Annotated in this window: 15 protein-coding genes; 4 read left to right on the top strand and 11 right to left on the bottom strand. The window is 60.4% G+C overall.

The features are described from left to right. Positions 1-125 precede the first annotated feature (125 nt). Positions 126-989, bottom strand: coding sequence for a LysR family transcriptional regulator (locus tag ACTWLJ_RS08675; RefSeq protein WP_445180551.1), 864 nt, complete (start codon positions 987-989; stop codon positions 126-128). Positions 990-1,003: 14 nt separating this feature from the next. Continuing rightward, entirely contained in the window at positions 1,004-3,259 is a 2,256-nt protein-coding gene (locus ACTWLJ_RS08670; RefSeq protein WP_445180550.1) for a heavy metal translocating P-type ATPase, read from the bottom strand. Positions 3,260-3,344: 85 nt separating this feature from the next. Here ACTWLJ_RS08670 and cadR point away from each other — a divergent pair, with 85 nt between their 5' ends. Further along, positions 3,345-3,794, top strand: a complete 450-nt coding sequence (gene cadR / locus ACTWLJ_RS08665) for a Cd(II)/Pb(II)-responsive transcriptional regulator (protein ID WP_401213519.1) — start codon at positions 3,345-3,347, stop codon at positions 3,792-3,794. Positions 3,795-3,919: 125 nt separating this feature from the next. Here the strand turns inward: cadR and ACTWLJ_RS08660 are convergent, their stop codons facing one another. The 3 genes from ACTWLJ_RS08660 to ACTWLJ_RS08650 form a co-directional block, all read right to left on the bottom strand. Then, on the bottom strand, positions 3,920-4,891 hold the full coding sequence (locus tag ACTWLJ_RS08660) for a thymidylate synthase (protein ID WP_445180549.1): 972 nt from the start codon (positions 4,889-4,891) through the stop codon (positions 3,920-3,922). A gap of 50 nt (positions 4,892-4,941) precedes the next feature. Beyond that, positions 4,942-5,757, bottom strand: coding sequence for a prolipoprotein diacylglyceryl transferase (gene lgt / locus ACTWLJ_RS08655; RefSeq protein ID WP_445180548.1), 816 nt, complete (start codon positions 5,755-5,757; stop codon positions 4,942-4,944). An 83-nt stretch (positions 5,758-5,840) separates the two neighbouring features. Continuing rightward, positions 5,841-6,623, bottom strand: a complete 783-nt coding sequence (locus tag ACTWLJ_RS08650; RefSeq protein WP_445180547.1) for a sulfite exporter TauE/SafE family protein — start codon at positions 6,621-6,623, stop codon at positions 5,841-5,843. Between the two features lie 130 nt (positions 6,624-6,753). Between ACTWLJ_RS08650 and ACTWLJ_RS08645 the strand changes: the two genes are divergently transcribed. Further along, positions 6,754-7,500, top strand: coding sequence for an NRDE family protein (locus ACTWLJ_RS08645; RefSeq protein WP_445180546.1), 747 nt, complete (start codon positions 6,754-6,756; stop codon positions 7,498-7,500). A 126-nt stretch (positions 7,501-7,626) separates the two neighbouring features. Here ACTWLJ_RS08645 and ptsP read toward each other — a convergent pair whose 3' ends face one another. Together ptsP and ACTWLJ_RS08635 are read right to left on the bottom strand one after the other, a co-directional pair. Next, positions 7,627-9,906, bottom strand: coding sequence for a phosphoenolpyruvate--protein phosphotransferase (ptsP, locus tag ACTWLJ_RS08640; RefSeq protein WP_445180545.1), 2,280 nt, complete (start codon positions 9,904-9,906; stop codon positions 7,627-7,629). 22 nt (positions 9,907-9,928) lie between these two features. After that, entirely contained in the window at positions 9,929-10,408 is a 480-nt protein-coding gene (locus ACTWLJ_RS08635; RefSeq protein WP_003229203.1) for an RNA pyrophosphohydrolase, read from the bottom strand. Positions 10,409-10,551: 143 nt separating this feature from the next. On the opposite strand from ACTWLJ_RS08635, the gene ACTWLJ_RS08630 reads away from it, so the two are divergent. Further along, positions 10,552-11,208 carry an HAD family hydrolase gene (locus ACTWLJ_RS08630; RefSeq protein ID WP_445180544.1) on the top strand — a complete coding sequence of 219 codons (657 nt, stop codon included), beginning with the start codon at positions 10,552-10,554 and terminating at the stop codon, positions 11,206-11,208. A 120-nt stretch (positions 11,209-11,328) separates the two neighbouring features. On the opposite strand, the gene ACTWLJ_RS08625 is transcribed toward ACTWLJ_RS08630, so the two are convergent. Then, the gene (locus tag ACTWLJ_RS08625; RefSeq protein ID WP_445180543.1) at positions 11,329-11,754 is read right to left on the bottom strand and encodes a DUF2269 domain-containing protein; all 426 of its coding nucleotides are present in this window, start codon (positions 11,752-11,754) and stop codon (positions 11,329-11,331) included. A gap of 39 nt (positions 11,755-11,793) precedes the next feature. Continuing rightward, positions 11,794-13,308 carry a threonine ammonia-lyase, biosynthetic gene (gene ilvA / locus ACTWLJ_RS08620; protein WP_401219427.1) on the bottom strand — a complete coding sequence of 505 codons (1,515 nt, stop codon included), beginning with the start codon at positions 13,306-13,308 and terminating at the stop codon, positions 11,794-11,796. 221 nt (positions 13,309-13,529) lie between these two features. Between ilvA and rpiA the strand changes: the two genes are divergently transcribed. After that, on the top strand, positions 13,530-14,204 hold the full coding sequence (gene rpiA, locus ACTWLJ_RS08615; protein WP_445180542.1) for a ribose-5-phosphate isomerase RpiA: 675 nt from the start codon (positions 13,530-13,532) through the stop codon (positions 14,202-14,204). Between the two features lie 146 nt (positions 14,205-14,350). On the opposite strand, the gene ACTWLJ_RS08610 is transcribed toward rpiA, so the two are convergent. Together ACTWLJ_RS08610 and ACTWLJ_RS08605 are read right to left on the bottom strand one after the other, a co-directional pair. Further along, a complete protein-coding gene (locus ACTWLJ_RS08610; protein WP_445180541.1) occupies positions 14,351-15,268 on the bottom strand; it encodes an SdiA-regulated domain-containing protein in 918 nt (305 codons plus the stop codon). Between the two features lie 103 nt (positions 15,269-15,371). Then, positions 15,372-16,301, bottom strand: a complete 930-nt coding sequence (locus tag ACTWLJ_RS08605; RefSeq protein WP_445180540.1) for an SdiA-regulated domain-containing protein — start codon at positions 16,299-16,301, stop codon at positions 15,372-15,374. Between the last annotated feature and the right edge of the window lie 285 nt (positions 16,302-16,586).

Below are 16,586 nucleotides of genomic sequence, written 5' to 3'. Positions count from 1 at the left end.
TCTGGCCTCATCGCTGGCAAGCCAGCTCCCACAGGGATCTTCAGTGAATGCAGATGCTGTGAACACCAGAAAACCCTGTGGGAGTTGGCTTGCCAACGATGAGGCCAGTGATGACACCCAAGATCTCAGGCCGGGGACATTTCCTGCGCCAAGCCGAGAAACGCCGCCGGCAGCCGCGCATTCTTGCGCTCCTTGAGGCAATACAGATACTCGGGAATCTGCGGCGCATTCTCGATGGTCAGCACCCGCAGTTGCGGATCATGCGGCACTTCCTGCCGGGCAATGATGCTGATGCCGATATTGCGCAGCACCGCCTCGCGGATCGACTCACGGCTGCCGATCTCCAGCAACGGGCCGAAGCTCACCCCGGCGCTGGCGAGCAGCTCTTCGGTCAGACGCCGGGTCGTCGAGCCGGTTTCACGCATCAACAGCGTGTGCCCGGCCAAAGCGCTCAACGCCACATGCTCATGCGCCGCCAGCGGATGATTGCGGTGCACTGCCAACACCAGTGGATCAGTCCCGAGCACCCGGCGAATCAACCGCGCATCGTCGAGCAACTGCGACGACGCCGCGACATCCACCCGGTAATCCTCCAGCGCTTCCAATACCTGCTGGGAGTTGCCGATTTCCACCGAGACTTCGACCTGCGGCAGACGCTCGCGAAAGGTCTTCACCAGATCAAGAATGTAATACGGCGCAGTGGCTGCGATGCGCAACGTGCCCTGAACCTGGCCGCTGTTGCGCAGGAAGAACTCGATATCGGCCTCCTGCTGCAACAGCGCCTTGACCATCGGCAACAGCCGCGCGCCCTCCTCGCTGACACTGAGACGACGGCCGCCACGGTAGAACAGCTCGACCGAATACTGACTTTCCAGATTGCGGATCTGCGTGGTCACGGTCGGTTGGCTGAGGCCGAGTTTTTTCGCTGCCAGCGTGATGCTGCCCAGACGGGCGACCATGTAAAACGCTTTCAGCTCGGCACTCAGCACAACCGCCCCTCATCTTATTTGCGCAGCAGGCGCAGACCGTTGAACACCACCAACAGGCTCACGCCCATGTCGGCAAACACCGCCATCCACATGGTGGCGAGTCCGGCGAAGGTTACCCCAAGAAAGATCGCTTTGATCACCAAAGCCAGCGCGATGTTCTGTTTCAGGATACTCGCGGTATCACGCGACAGGCTGATGAATGCCGGGATCTTGCGCAGATCATCGTCCATCAGGGCGACATCGGCGGTTTCAATCGCGGTATCGGTACCCGCCGCAGCCATGGCAAAACCGATCTCGGCGCGAGCCAGTGCCGGAGCGTCGTTGATGCCGTCACCGACCATGCCGACTCGACGGCCCTGTGCATAAAGTTCTTCGATGGCTTGCAGCTTGTCCGTCGGCAGCAAGTCGCCTCGGGCCTCATCGATGCCGACCTGTGCGGCAATCGCCTGCGCGGTGTGGACGTTGTCGCCGGTAAGCATCAGGGTTTTCACCCCGAGTGCATGCAATTGGCGAATCGCCTCGCGGCTGGTTTCCTTGACCGTGTCGGCCACGGCGAACAGCGCCAGCGGGCCGGACTGGTCGAGCAACAGCACCACGGACTTGCCCTGTTTCTCCAGCGCGAACAGCTTTTCTTCCAGTGCCGGCGAGCACAGGCCCAGCTCTTCAACCAGACGATGGTTACCCAAGTGGTAAGCCTGACCGTTGATTTCACCCTTCACGCCACGCCCGGCCAGCGCTTCGAAGTTATCCACAACCAGCGGCGCCAGGCCTTTATCCACAGCGGCGTTGGCGATGGCCAGCGATACCGGGTGATCGGAACGGCCGGCCAACGCCGCCGCCAATGCCGGGGCCATTGCGTCGGCGGTCGGGTCGAGCGACAGGTAATCGGTCTGCACCGGTTTGCCGTGAGTGATGGTGCCGGTCTTGTCCAGCGCCAGATAGTCGAGCTTGAAACCGCCCTCCAGGTACACGCCGCCCTTGACCAGAATGCCTTTGCGCGCCGCTGCCGCGAGGCCGCTGACGATGGTCACCGGAGTGGAAATCACCAGTGCGCACGGGCAAGCAACCACCAGCAACACCAGTGCGCGGTAGATCCAGTCGAACCACACGGCGCCCATGAACAGCGGCGGAATGATCGCCACAGCCAAGGCCAGGACGAACACCACCGGGGTGTAGATTTTCGAGAATTGATCGACGAAACGCTGGGTCGGAGCACGCGCACCCTGAGCCTGCTCAACGGCGTGAATGATCCGCGCCAGCGTCGAGTTGTTCGCCGCAGCGGTCACCGCGTACTCCAGCGAACCGGCCTGGTTGATGGTGCCGGCAAAGACTTTGTCGCCGACGGTTTTTTCCACCGGCAGGCTTTCGCCAGTGATTGGCGCCTGATCGATGGTCGAACTGCCGCTGACCACTTCACCGTCCAGCGCGATGCGCTCGCCGGGCTTTACCCGTACGCGGGCGCCGAGTTCGACGGTTTTAACATCCTGTTCGACCCAGTTGCCGTCAGCCTGCAACACCGTGGCCTGCTCCGGAGTCATCTGCATCAAACCGCTGATCGCATTGCGCGCACGGTCCAGCGAGCGCGCTTCGATCAACTCGGCGACGGTGAACAAGAACATCACCATCGCCGCTTCCGGCCACTGGCCGATCAATACCGCACCAGTGACGGCGATGCTCATCAGCGCGTTGATGTTGAGGTTGCGGTTCTTCAGGGCGATCCAGCCCTTTTTGTAGGTGGTCAGGCCGCCGCTGAGAATCGAAATCAGCGCGATGATCGCCACCACCCAGGTCGGCGCAGCGCTGGTGAAGTGGATAACTTCCGCCGCCAATGCGCCAACGCCGGACAGCGCCAATGGCCACCAGTGTTTTTTCACTGGCGCAGGAGTTGGTGCTTCAACGCCCGCCTCCAACGGCTCGGCGTGCATACCGAGGGATTTGATCGCCTCGGTGATCGGCGCGGTGTCCGGCAGACTGTGGGTCACGCCGAGCACGCGGTTGATCAGGTTGAATTCCAGTTGCTCAACGCCGGCCAGTTTGCCGAGTTTGTTCTGGATCAGCGTCTGCTCGGTCGGGCAGTCCATCGCCTCGATACGGAAACTGCTCAACCGGGCGTCGGCGCTTTTCGCCTCGCTCAGTTGCACCCGCGAAGGTGCGGCGGCTTTCGACGCGCAGCAGGAATCGCCGCCATGCTCGTGCTTATGCACTGGCTGCAATTTGTGGCTGTGGTTATGTCCGTCGCCGGGCTTGTGGGTGTGCTGGGAATCGCTCATTTGGTCGCGTCCATGAAGGTGCCTGTTGCCAAGTAAAGACCCTGTAGCCACTATAGGGTCAAGCACCCTTTTGGAGATTGCCGTCATGAAAATCGGAGAACTGGCCAAACTGACCGATTGCGCCGTGGAAACCATCCGCTATTACGAGCGCGAAAACCTGCTGCCGGAACCGGCCCGCAGCGACGGCAACTACCGCGTCTACACCCAGGCCCACGCTGAACGCCTGACGTTCATCCGCAATTGCCGCACCCTCGACATGACGCTTGAGGAAATCCGCAGCCTGCTCGCACTGCGCGACAGTCCGCAGGATCAGTGCGAAAGCGTCAATGCGCTGATCGACGAGCATATCCAGCATGTGAAAGCGCGGATTGACGGGTTATTGGCATTACAGACACAACTGCTCGACCTGCGCCAACGTTGTGGCGAGGGACCGGCAGCGGATCAATGCGGGATCTTGCAGCGGCTGGAAGTGAGTGGCGGGGTTGTCGCGACCGAGGTCGAACACTCCCACGTAGGCCGCAGCCACGGCCACTAACAACACCCAAAAACAAATGTGGGAGCTAGCCTGCTAGCGATAGCGGACTGTCAGTCAACATCACTGTTGAATCTGATGGCCCTATCGCTAGCAGGCTAGCTCCCACAGGGGTTTGGTGCGGAGTTTCAGACCGCCATTGGCGCGGTCATTGGCGCGTGGTGTTCGTAGCCTTCCAGCGAGAAGTCGCCCGGCTCCACCAGCTCCAGCCATTCCGGCTGGTACACGCCAGTCTTGGCAAACTCCGGCACGCGGTCGGAGATTTTCAATTTCGGCATGGCGAACGGCTCGCGCTTGAGCTGTTCGTTGAGCATGTCCAGATGGTTCTCGTAGACGTGCGCATCACCGATGAAATAGGTGAACCAGCGCGGCGTGTAGCCGGTCAGGCGACCGATCAGGCTCAGCAGCGCGGCGCCTTCGGTGAGGTTGAACGGCGTGCCCAGACCCAGGTCGTTGGAGCGGATGTAGAGGGTCAGAGAGATCTCTTTGGTCTCGACATTCGGGTGGAACTGGTACAGCAGATGGCATGGCGGCAAGGCCATTTCATCCAGTTGAGCAACGTTCCAGCCGTGGAACAGGATGCGACGGCTGCCCGGGTCCTTGATGATGGTGTCGACACACTGGCGCACCTGATCGATGGCTTTGTACAGCACCACGTAGGCCTGGCCGTCTTCTTCGCCCTGGGCAATCTGCTTGTAGCCGTTGCTCAAGGTTTGTTCGATGGCCGCGGTGTTGCTCAGCGGGATCTGCTTGTACGCCGGCCATTTGCGCCATTGCACGCCGTAGATTTCGCCGAGGTCGTCGTCACCCTGACGGAACGGGTTGGCCAGCCACTGCGCGTTTTCGTTGGCGTTCTGGTCCCAGACCTTGCAGCCCAGCTCGCGGAATTCGGCAGCGTTGTTCACGCCACGCAGAAAGCCGCACATCTCGCCGATGGCCGATTTGAAGGCCATCTTGCGGGTGGTGATCGCCGGGAAACCTTCCTGCAGATCGAAACGCAGCATCGCCCCGGGAAAGCTGATGGTGTTGATGCCGGTACGGTTGGCCTGTTTGGTGCCGTTCTGGATGACGTGCGAGACCAGTTCGAGATATTGCTTCATGAGTTACCTGTGTCCTTTGAGCCCCGGCGTCGCGCGCCGGGGTTCGTAGTTTAAACCGTCGGGGCAACCGGTGCCGCCGGTGCGCGACGATAGGCCAGCCAGATCAGGAACAGCCCGCCGATGATCATCGGTACACACAGCACCTGACCCATGGTCAGCCAGTTCCAGGCCAGATAACCCAGTTGCGCGTCCGGTACGCGGACGAACTCGACGATGAAACGGAAGATGCCGTAGAACAGCGCGAACATGCCGGAAACCGCCATGGTCGGGCGCGGTTTGCGCGAGAAAATCCACAGGATCAGGAACAGCGCAACGCCTTCCAGCGCGAACTGATACAGCTGCGACGGGTGACGCGGCAACTGCGCCGGATCGCTGAACGGCGGGAAGACCATGGCCCACGGCACGTCAGTCGCCTTGCCCCACAGTTCGGCGTTGATGAAGTTACCGATACGCCCGGCACCCAGACCGATCGGCACCATCGGTGCGACGAAGTCCATCAACTGGAAGAACGACTTGCCGTTACGCTTGCCGAACCACAACGCCGCGAGCATCACGCCGATGAACCCGCCGTGGAACGACATGCCACCCTTCCACACTTCGAAGATCAGCGTCGGGTTGGCGATGTAAGCGCTCAGATCGTAGAACAGCACGTAACCCAGACGCCCGCCGACAATCACACCCATCGACAGCCAGAAGATCAGATCGGAAAGCTTTTCCTTGGTCCAGGTCGGGTCGAAACGGTTGAGCCGGCGCGATGCCAGCAGCCATGCACCGCCGATGCCGACAAGGTACATCAGGCCGTACCAGTGGATTTTCAGCGGGCCGATGGCCAGAGCCACCGGGTCGATCTGCGGGTAAGGCAGCATTGCGACTCCTCGTTAGAGTTGAAACATTCAAAATTCCCGGGCGACGCTGCCACCTCAGGATTAAGCCAGGATTGTCTGGCGCGTCAGATCAGAAAAGTCAGACCCACGCAGAACAGCAAAGCGGCGAACAGCCTTTTCAGCAAGCGCGGCGACAGCCTGTGGGCCAATCGCGCACCGATGCGGGCGAAAATCATGCTGGTCAGAGCGATGCCCAGCAGCGCCGGCAAATACACAAAACCGAGACTATGGGGTGGCAGCAACGGGTCATGCCAGCCCAGAATCATGAAACTTAATGCACTCATCAGCGCAATTGGCAGCCCGCAGGCCGACGACGTGGCGACCGCTTGCTGCATCGGCACGCTGCGCCAGGTCAGAAACGGCACGGTGAGCGAACCGCCGCCGACCCCGAAAATCGCCGAGGCCCAGCCAATCACACTGCCGGCTGCCGCCAGGCCGTATTTACCCGGCACCGTGCGGCTGGCCTTGGGTTTGACGTCCAGCGCCAGTTGCACCGAGATCACCAGGGCAAACACACCGATGATCTTTTGCAGGTTAGGGCCCGAGATAGCCTCGGCTGTCAGGGCGCCGAAACCGGCGCCGAGCAGAATACCCACTGCCATCCAGGCAAAGATCGGCCAGCGTACTGCACCGCGCCGATGATGTTCGCGTACCGCGTTCACCGAGGTAAAAATAATCGTTGCCAGCGAAGTCCCTACCGCCAGATGCGTGAGGATCGACTGATCAAAGCCCTGCAAAGTGAAGCTGAAAACCAGCACCGGGACAATGATGATCCCGCCACCAACCCCGAACAGCCCGGCCAGCACGCCCGCACAGGCGCCCAGCGCCAGATAGAGCAGAAATTCCATGGCCGTCTCCCCGACGCATCCCCCAAACCGGAGCGGCATGGTAACGGATGCATGCCCTTGGGCTCCACTTGCGATGGATGCACGGACGATGTCTGCGTAGAGTGGGCAAAAAACACACAAGGACCACCTTATGTGCCTGATCGTATTCGCCTGGCGCCCGGGCCATGCCCAGCCGCTGATCGTCGCGGCCAACCGTGACGAATTCTACGCCCGCCCCAGCCTGCCGCTGGCGCAATGGGCAGACGCACCACAGGTGCACGCGGGCCGCGACCTTGAAGCCGGAGGCACGTGGCTGGGGATCGGCGCCAATGGGCGCTTTGCCGCGCTGACCAACATTCGTGACCCGCAGCAGCCAGCCGCGCGTAAATCGCGGGGTGAACTGGTGGCGAGGTTTCTCACGGGGAATCTGGCGATTGATGATTACCTGGCCGACATCGTCGCCCGCTCGCCGGAATATGCCGGGTTCAATCTGCTGCTCGGCAACGCCAATGAACTGTGGCACTTCCATGCCCGCGCTTCACAGCCGGTGATGCTTGAGCCGGGGATTTACGGGTTGTCGAATGCCGGGCTGGATACGCCGTGGCCGAAGTTGCTCAAGGCGCGGGACGCGTTGACTGCAGTGCTGGATGACCCACAACCTGAACGCTTGCTGGCGATTCTCAACGATGCGCAGACCGCACCGGAAGCCGAACTGCCGGATACCGGCGTGGGTCAGGCGACCGAGTCATTGTTGTCGAGTGTATTTATTGCCAGCCAGAGCTACGGGACGCGGGCAAGTACCGCGCTGATTGTGCAGGAGGATGGATCGCGCAGGATGGTTGAGCGCAGTTTCGGGCCGTTTGGCGGGCATTTGGGAGAAGTAGAGATTCTGGTTTAGGCGGTGTTCCGACTGACGCCATCGCTGGCAAGCCAGCTCCCACAAGGATCTTTAGTGAACACAAAATCTGTGAGCACCGGGGAAACCTGTGGGAGCTGGCTTGCCAGCGATGAGGCCATTAGCCGTTCAGAGGGCTTTGATCACCGCCGGCGGATTCATCTTCGCCAACCCGAGGTTCTTCAGCGCCAATTGCAGCGAGCTGTGGATAACTTGCGGATTGTCGATGGTCATCAGCTCGGCCAGCAGATCCTTGGCCTTGCTCAGGTTGATCTGGCGCAGCATCCATTTCACTTTCGGCAGGTTGGTGGCGTTCATCGACAGACTGTCGAAACCCATCGCCATCAACAGCACCGCCGCCGCCGGATCACCGGCCATCTCACCGCAGATACTCACCGGTTTGCCTTCGGCATGCGCGTCACGAACCACGGTTTGCAGGGCTTGCAGCACCGCCGGATGCAAGTAATCGTAAAGATCGGCTACTCGCGGGTTGTTACGGTCAACCGCCAGCAAATACTGGGTCAAGTCGTTGGAGCCGACCGACAGGAAGTCGACCATCCGCGCCAGTTCCTTGGTCTGATACACCGCCGCAGGAATTTCGATCATCACGCCGATTGGCGGCATCGGCACGTCGGTGCCTTCGTCGCGCACTTCGCCCCAGGCACGGTGGATCAGGTGCAGGGCTTCTTCGAGTTCGTGAATGCCGGAGATCATCGGCAGCAGGATGCGCAGGTTGTTCAGGCCTTCGCTGGCCTTGAGCATTGCGCGGGTCTGCACCAGAAAGATTTCCGGGTGATCGAGGGTGACGCGAATCCCGCGCCAGCCGAGGAACGGGTTGTCTTCCTTGATCGGGAAGTACGACAGCGACTTGTCGCCGCCGATGTCCAGGCTGCGCATGGTCACCGGTTGCGGGTGGAACGCGGCGAGTTGCTCGCGGTAGATCGCCAGTTGTTCCTTTTCGCTCGGGAAACGCTGGTTGATCATGAACGGCACTTCGGTGCGATACAGACCAACGCCCTCGGCGCCGCGCTTCTGCGCCCGCGCCACGTCCGCCAGCAGGCCGGTGTTGACCCACAGCGGCATGCGGTGACCATCGAGGGTCACGCACGGCAGGTCGCGCAGGGTGTCGAGCCCCAGCGCCAGTTGTTTCTCTTCTTCGACCACTTCGGCGAACTGCTTGCGCAGCACTTCGCTCGGGTTGGTGTAGACCTCGCCGCGTGTACCGTCGACGATCATTTCAATGCCATCGACCTTGGCGTACGGCAGGTCGACCAGACCCATCACCGTCGGAATACCCATCGCCCGCGCCAGAATCGCGACGTGGGAGTTGCCCGAACCGAGTACCGAAACCAGACCGACCAGCGTGCCTTCCGGCACCTCACCGAGCATTGCCGGCGTCAGTTCTTCGCTGACCAGAATGGTTTTTTCCGGGTAGACCAGGCTCTGCTGACGCTCTTCCTGCAGATAAGCCAGCAGGCGACGGCCGAGGTCTTTGACGTCCGACGCACGCTCACGCAGGTAGGCGTCGTCCATCAATTCGAAACGGTTGACGTGATCGGTGACCACCTGACGCAGCGCGCCCTGGGCCCATTGCCCGGTCTTGATCACGGTGGTGACTTCGCTGCCCAGCGAGGCATCGTCGAGCATCATCAGGTAGACGTCGAACAGTGCGCGCTCTTCCGGGCGCAACTGGGTGGCCAGTTTGGCGGACAAGGCACGCATGTCGGCGCGCACGCCTTCGATGGCGGTCTTGAACAGCCCGAGTTCGGCGTCGATGTCGGTGATGTGTTTGTCCGGCACCACATCGAGGTCTGCCGGCGGCAGCATGACCACAGCGGTACCGACCGCCGCGCCCGGTGAACCCGGCACGCCGACGAATTTGGCTTCCTGGATGCCTTTGCCCTGACGGCCCAGACCCCGGATCGAACCGGTGGCCTCGGCGTGGGCAATAACCCCGGCAAGCTGCGCGCTCATGGTCACGAGGAAGGCTTCTTCACCTTCATCGAACTGACGGCGTTCTTTTTGCTGAATGACCAACACGCCGACGACGCGGCGGTGGTGAATGATCGGTGCACCAAGGAATGACGCGTAACGCTCTTCACCGGTCTCGGCAAAGTAGCGATAGCGCGGGTGATCCGCGGCGTTTTCGAGGTTCAAGGGTTCTTCACGCGTGCCGACCAGGCCGACCAGACCTTCGTTGGGTGCCATGCTGACTTTGCCGATCGAGCGCTTGTTCAAGCCCTCGGTGGCCATCAGCACGAAGCGGTTGGTCTCGGGGTCAAGCAGGTAGACCGAGCAGACCTGGCTGCCCATGGCCTCTTTGACGCGCAACACAATAATCCCCAACGCCGCCTTGAGATCCTTGGCGGAGTTAACTTCCTGGACGATCTTGCGCAGCGTATTGAGCATGGCTCGGGGTCGAACTCCGTCGTCAGTCGCGCGCTAAAAGGCGCGGGGCAAGCTCTTTGAGGGCGCGTCGATAAACCTCGCGCTTGAATGTCACCACCTGGCCCAACGGATACCAATAACTGACCCAGCGCCAGCCATCGAACTCCGGTTTACCGGTCAAATCCATCCGCACCCGCTGCTCGTTGGAGATCAGGCGCAGGAGAAACCATTTCTGTTTCTGGCCGATGCACAGCGGTTGGCTGTGGGTACGCACCAGACGTTGCGGCAAACGATAGCGCAACCAGCCCCGAGTACAGGCGAGTATTTCAACATCTTCACGTTCCAGGCCAACTTCTTCGTTCAGCTCGCGGTACAAGGCGTCTTCCGGCGTCTCTTCAGGGTTGATTCCCCCTTGCGGAAACTGCCAGGCATCTTGATTGATACGGCGAGCCCATAGCACCTGGCCGGCGTCATTCGTCAGAATGATCCCGACATTGGGACGGAAACCATCGGGGTCGATCACGGCAACAACCTCGCAAACGCATGTCGCCGCATTGTTCCACAAAGGTTGATAAGGCGGCAACGAAGCTTCCTACCTTATGTGCACTCTTGTGAAAAGACCGTATTCTTGTCGCCTTTTTACAGACTTTTCAGCGGGTAACTGCAATGCGCCTGGCTCTATTCGATTTGGACAACACCCTTCTGGGCGGCGACAGCGATCACGCCTGGGGCGACTATCTGTGTGAACGCGGCTTTCTCGACCCGGTGGCGTACAAGACGCGCAACGACGAGTTCTATCAGGATTACCTGGCCGGCAAACTGGATAACGCCGCGTACCTGAACTTCTGCCTGGAGATTCTCGGCCGCACCGAAATGGCCGTGCTCGATGACTGGCACAGCGATTACATGCGCGACTGCATCGAACCGATCATGCTGCCCAAGGCGCTGGAACTGCTGAAAAAACACCGTGATGCCGGTGACAAACTGGTGATCATCACTGCGACCAACCGCTTCGTCACCGCGCCGATTGCCGTGCGTCTGGGCGTTGAAACCCTGATCGCCACCGAATGCGAAATGCTTGATGGCCGCTATACCGGACGCAGCACCGACATTCCGTGCTTCCGTGAAGGCAAGGTGACGCGCCTGAATCGTTGGCTGGAAGAGACCGGGCATTCGCTGGATGACAGCTATTTCTATAGCGATTCGATGAATGATCTGCCGCTGCTGGAGCAGGTGGCGAACCCGGTGGCGGTCGATCCAGATCCGAATCTGCGCGCCGAAGCCGAAAAACGTGGCTGGCCGGTCATCACGCTGCGCGACTGATATCGCTATCGCTGGCAAGCCAGCTCCCACAGGTTTCTCGGGTGTTCACACAATCTGTATTCACTGAGAACCCCTGTGGGAGCGAGCTTGCTCGCGAAAGTGCCGACGCGGTCTCAAGCCTTAAACAGGCTTGGCACCCATCAACCCGGCAATCGCGATAAAGCAGACAAAACTGATCAACGCCAAGGCAAAGCTGAACCTGCCCACCCGGCCCGGCGCCTTGCGCAACTTGTTCAAGCGCACCAGCAACCAGAACCACGCCAGCGCCGCCACGGTGTAAAGCACGCTGGACGCCAGAATCCACGTCTGCCCCAACGGCCAGCCCACCAGGTGCACCATCCACCAACCGGTGAACGGCATGCTCAGCAGCGCCAGGCCCATCAGCAGCCAGATAAACACTCGCGGCGACTGCAATGTGCGGCTGCCCGCCGTCGCATCCCCTTTGCGCCGCGCGAGAAAAACCCAGATCCCCAGACCCAGCGCACTCGCCAGCAGTACCACGGTTGCCACCATGTGCGCCGCTTTCAGGGCAGTTAACGTTTCCATTGTCCGATTTCCTTATGACCTGCCCAAAAGCGTAGCCGCTCAGCCAAGAAACAGCTTGTAGGCCGGGTTGTCGCTTTCATCCCAGTACGGGTAGCCGATTTCTTCCAGCGCTGCCGGCACCAGATGGCGCTCGTCATGCGGGACTTGCAGGCCCGCGACCACTCGGCCATCCGCCGCGCCGTGGTTGCGGTAGTGGAACATCGAGATGTTCCAGCGCCCGCCGAGTTTGTGCAGGAAGTTGAACAGTGCGCCCGGACGCTCCGGGAATTCAAAACGCAGCACCACTTCATCGACTACCTGCGCCGCACGTCCGCCGACCATGTGACGGATGTGCAACTTGGCCAGTTCATTGTCGGTCAGGTCGAGGACCGGGAAACCTTGCCCGGTCAGGCTCGCCAGCAATGCGCTGCGCGGATCGTTTTCCGGGTGCGTCTGCACGCCGACGAAGATGTGCGCTTCGCTGCCGGTGTTGTAGCGGTAGTTGAATTCGGTGATCTGGCGCTTGCCGATGGCTTCGCAGAACGCCTTGAAGCTGCCGGGTTTTTCCGGGATGGTCACGGCAATGATCGCTTCGCGGCCTTCACCCAGTTCGGCGCGCTCGGCGACATGGCGCAAACGGTCGAAGTTGACGTTGGCCCCGGAGTCGATGGCGACGAAGGTCTGGCCACTGACGCCGCGCAGCTCGACGTATTTCTTGATCCCGGCCACCCCCAACGCGCCGGCAGGTTCAGTGATCGAGCGGGTATCGTCGTAGATATCCTTGATTGCCGCACAGATTTCGTCGGTGCTGACGGTGATCACTTCATCGACGTAATCCTTGCAGATGTCGAAGGTGTGCTGGCCGATCTGCGCCACTGCAACGCCGTCGGCAAAGATGCCCACGGTTGGCAGGACAACGCGCTCGCCCGCCGCCATCGCCGCTTGCAGGCAGTTGGAATCGTCCGGCTCGACGCCGATGACCTTGATGTCCGGACGCAGGTATTTCACGTACGCCGCGATACCGGCGATCAGTCCGCCGCCGCCGACCGGAACGAAGATCGCGTCCAGTGGTTGCGGGTGCTGACGCAGAATCTCCATCGCCACGGTGCCCTGCCCGGCAATCGTGTGTGGATCATCGTACGGATGGATGTAGACGTAGCCTTTTTCGTCGACCAGTTTCAGCGAGTAGGCCAGGGCTTCCGGGAACGAGTCGCCGTGCAGCACCACTTTACCGCCCCGCGAACGCACGCCTTCGACCTTGATCTCCGGGGTGGTTTTGGGCATGACGATGGTCGCTTTCACGCCCAGCACTTTCGCCGCCAGCGCGAGACCCTGCGCATGGTTGCCCGCCGACGCGGTGACCACGCCACGGGAGCGCTCTTCGTCGGTCAATTGGGTCAACTTGTTGTACGCGCCGCGAATCTTGAACGAGAACACTGGCTGCAAGTCTTCGCGCTTGAGCCAGATATCGTTGCCCAGCCGCTCGGAAAGCTGGCGAGCGTTCTGCAGCGGGGTTTCTACGGCAACGTCATAAACGCGCGAGGTGAGGATCTTTTTGACGTACTGTTCGAGCATCGGAAAGCATCACTGAGCGGGTTGGGCAGGGCCAAGGAGTCTAACCCGGCTTTTGGCTGCACGACCACACGAATCCAGAGGTTTTAGCCTTGATGCATCCCCTGTGGTGAAGGGGTTCATTGTGGTGAGGGGATAAATCCCCTCACCACAGGAGTTTTCGCCGAGCATGGGGATATAATGCCGGCCTTTCGTTCCCCCCTCTTCGGCACCTCGGAGCCCGCATGACCCAGGATCAACTCAAACAGGCAGTGGCTCAGGCCGCCGTCGACTTCATCCTTCCGAAACTCGACGACAAGAGCGTCGTCGGGGTCGGCACCGGCTCCACCGCCAACTGCTTCATCGACGCACTGGCCCAGCACAAAGGCGCGTTTGACGGCGCAGTTGCCAGCTCCGAAGCCACCGCCGCGCGCCTCAAGGGCCACGGGATTCCGGTGTATGAGCTGAACACCGTCAGCGATCTGGAGTTCTACATCGACGGCGCCGATGAGAGCGACGCACACCTGAACCTGATCAAGGGCGGCGGCGCAGCCCTGACCCGCGAGAAGATCGTCGCGGCCGTGGCCAAGACCTTCATCTGCATCGCCGACGGCAGCAAACTGGTGCCAGTGCTCGGCGAATTCCCGCTGCCGGTCGAAGTGATCCCGATGGCCCGCAGCCATGTGGCCCGCGAGCTGGTGAAGCTGGGCGGCGACCCGGTTTACCGCGAAGGCGTGCTGACCGACAACGGCAACATCATCCTCGACGTGTTCAACATGCAGATCACCAATCCGGTGGAGCTGGAGAAGCAGATCAACTCCATCGTCGGCGTGGTCACCAACGGTTTGTTCGCGGCACGTCCGGCGGATCTGTTGCTGCTGGGTACCAGCGAAGGCGTGAAAACCCTGCGCGCTGAGTAATCCAGCACCGCCCACACTTTATGGGCTGACCAAAAAACCTGTGGGAGCTGGCTTGCCAGCGATGAGGCCATCAGCTTCAACATCAATGTTGACTGAAAGGCCGCCATCGCTGGCAAGCCAGCTCCCACAGTGTTTTGTGATGTTGGTCAGGGTTGCGCGGGTTTTCTGAAGACGTAAAACAAATTCGGCTCACTCACCAGATACAACGCGCCATCGTCATCCATCGCAATGCCTTCCGCCTGCGGCACGGTTTTCTGCAAGCCTTGCCGGCCCTTGTTCAGCGACATGGTGCTCATTGGGCGCCCGTCCACATCCAGCTCCAGAATCAATCGCGACTCATCGGACAGCGCCAGCAAATGGCCGCTGCGCTCGTCATATTGCAGGCTGGATAAATCCCTGACGAACATCCCGGCATCGCGCTTGGGATCATTGATCACATGCACGGCATAGGACTTCTCCGGATTGAAGTGCGGAAACCCGTGCACTTCATAGATCAGCATCGGATCGCGCTCCTTGGCGACGAACAGGCGCTTGCCTACCGAGTCGTAGGCCAGGCCTTCGAACCCTTTGTTGCTGCTCATGTGCACGCCGAGGGTCATTTGCTCGGCGTCCGCCGCATCGAGGAATGTGGTGCCTTTTTCCAGATGGATCTTGATCAGCCGTTGCTGGCGCTCGTCGGTGATTACGTAAGTGTCGGCACTGATGAATTCCACCGCCTCCGGGTCGCCAAACCCGATCAACGCAATACGCTGCAGAATCCTGCCATCGAGCGATAGTTCGATCAGCTCGGCATTCTTGTTGGTCACGGTGAACAGGCTTTTACGCACCGGATCGTAGGTCAGCGCCGAAACATCTGCGTCCAGCCCGTCGATAGCCCGCGCTTCAATATCCACCCGATACTGGTCCAGGCCAATGGACTCGCCACTCACAGGCTGCAAGAGCGTGTGCAGATTGAACCACGCACGCTCGAACAGACGCATGTATTGGCCGACCGCAACCAACGCGATCAGGGCAATCACCGTCAGCAGAATAATCAGAGGTTTGGGGCGGGCAAATCGGCGCATGCGGCTGGCTCGGAATCAAAACAGGCGGATGAAATATCACGCCTGTCTGAACTGGAGCTTAATGGCCACTAGCCTGCGACCACAAGAGAACCCTCTCGAAGGGCTATTTCTGTTTTTCGAAACGGTAGAACAGGTTCGGCTCGCTGACCATGTACAGCGTGCCCGCCTCGTCCATGGTCACGCCTTCGGCGCGGGGGATGGTGTTCTTCAAGCCGTTGAAGCCGCCTAACAGGGTCATGAAGCTGACCTGATCGCCCTTCTCGTCCAGCTCCAGCAGCAGGTGCGAATCAGCGGACAGCACCAGTGTGTGACGGGTGCGCGGGTCTATCGCCAAGGCAGAAAGATTGCGGATATCCAGCTCTTCGCTGGCCAGTTTCTGCTTGTCACCCTTGAGGATCTGGCTGCCGTCGCTTTTCCAGGTGAACAGCGCCGGAGGACGTTCTTCGCCCAGCAACAGCTGTTGATTGCGTGAATCCCAGGCGATGGCTTCGAAGGCTTTGTTCTGGTTTTTCGACGGGCCGAGATCGTATTTCGGGAAGTCGGCGATGTTCAGTTCGCGGGTGTCGGCATCGACCTTGACGATCGAGAGCATGTGCTGGCGCTCATCGACGATGGCCATCAGGCCGTTTTCCATCACGGTCAGGCCTTCGGGATTGCTCCAGCCAATCAGCGGCATCTTGCGCAGCACGTCACCTTGCAAAGTCAGTTCGGCGAGGAACGGGTTTTTGCCCATGACCGAAAACAGGGTTTTGGTCTGCGGGTTATAGGACAGGTCGGAAGCCTCATCCTTTTCCATGCCCGGCAACAGCTTGGCATCGATCACCGCCCGGTAATCCGGCAGCCAGATGCTCTCCTGACGCTCGGCCGTCGATTCGAAACGCTCCTGTACCCAGAGCACGCCGCGGTCATCCCAATGCATGATAAACGCGAGGCCGTAGGCAACTACTGCGATCAGCAGCAACCAGGAATACCAACGCATGGCGAAACGCGAACGGCGGGCGGTTTTGAGTTTAGGCAGCGGCTGCGTTGACATCAGGAGGACGAGTTCCAGAAATTCAGGCTAAAGGTAATAGCACAAAGAGGCCGGCTCAGACGCCAGAAAGGCTGAAATTATCCAGACAGGATGTGAAAAAAACGGCAAATGGCGGGATTGCCCTGCGCCATTGCGGACAGGATCACAAAAACAAATGTGGGAGCAAGGCCCCTGTGGCGAGGGGATTTATCCCCGCCGGGTTGCGAAGCGACCCCAAAAACCCGGGGACCGCTGCGCAGTCCAACGGGGATAAATCCCCTCACCACAAAAGCTCGCTCCCACAAG

The organism is Pseudomonas sp. McL0111 (assembly GCF_052567255.1).
Note: the sequence above shows the minus strand (reverse complement) of the source record. Positions and strands in the feature narration are given on the sequence as shown.

What these genes read in the sequence shown, in the direction of transcription:
- rpiA (WP_445180542.1), top strand. Translation starts at nt 13,530, where the DNA reads ATGACCCAGGATCAACTCAAACAGGCAGTGGCTCAGGCCGCCGTCGAC.
- ACTWLJ_RS08630 (WP_445180544.1), top strand. Translation starts at nt 10,552, where the DNA reads ATGCGCCTGGCTCTATTCGATTTGGACAACACCCTTCTGGGCGGCGAC.
- ACTWLJ_RS08650 (WP_445180547.1), bottom strand. Translation starts at nt 6,623, where the DNA reads ATGGAATTTCTGCTCTATCTGGCGCTGGGCGCCTGTGCGGGCGTGCTG.
- ilvA (WP_401219427.1), bottom strand. Translation starts at nt 13,308, where the DNA reads ATGCTCGAACAGTACGTCAAAAAGATCCTCACCTCGCGCGTTTATGAC.
- ACTWLJ_RS08670 (WP_445180550.1), bottom strand. Translation starts at nt 3,259, where the DNA reads ATGAGCGATTCCCAGCACACCCACAAGCCCGGCGACGGACATAACCAC.
- ACTWLJ_RS08605 (WP_445180540.1), bottom strand. Translation starts at nt 16,301, where the DNA reads ATGTCAACGCAGCCGCTGCCTAAACTCAAAACCGCCCGCCGTTCGCGT.
- ptsP (WP_445180545.1), bottom strand. Translation starts at nt 9,906, where the DNA reads ATGCTCAATACGCTGCGCAAGATCGTCCAGGAAGTTAACTCCGCCAAG.
- lgt (WP_445180548.1), bottom strand. Translation starts at nt 5,757, where the DNA reads ATGCTGCCTTACCCGCAGATCGACCCGGTGGCTCTGGCCATCGGCCCG.
- ACTWLJ_RS08660 (WP_445180549.1), bottom strand. Translation starts at nt 4,891, where the DNA reads ATGAAGCAATATCTCGAACTGGTCTCGCACGTCATCCAGAACGGCACC.
- ACTWLJ_RS08610 (WP_445180541.1), bottom strand. Translation starts at nt 15,268, where the DNA reads ATGCGCCGATTTGCCCGCCCCAAACCTCTGATTATTCTGCTGACGGTG.
- cadR (WP_401213519.1), top strand. Translation starts at nt 3,345, where the DNA reads ATGAAAATCGGAGAACTGGCCAAACTGACCGATTGCGCCGTGGAAACC.
- ACTWLJ_RS08645 (WP_445180546.1), top strand. Translation starts at nt 6,754, where the DNA reads ATGTGCCTGATCGTATTCGCCTGGCGCCCGGGCCATGCCCAGCCGCTG.
- ACTWLJ_RS08625 (WP_445180543.1), bottom strand. Translation starts at nt 11,754, where the DNA reads ATGGAAACGTTAACTGCCCTGAAAGCGGCGCACATGGTGGCAACCGTG.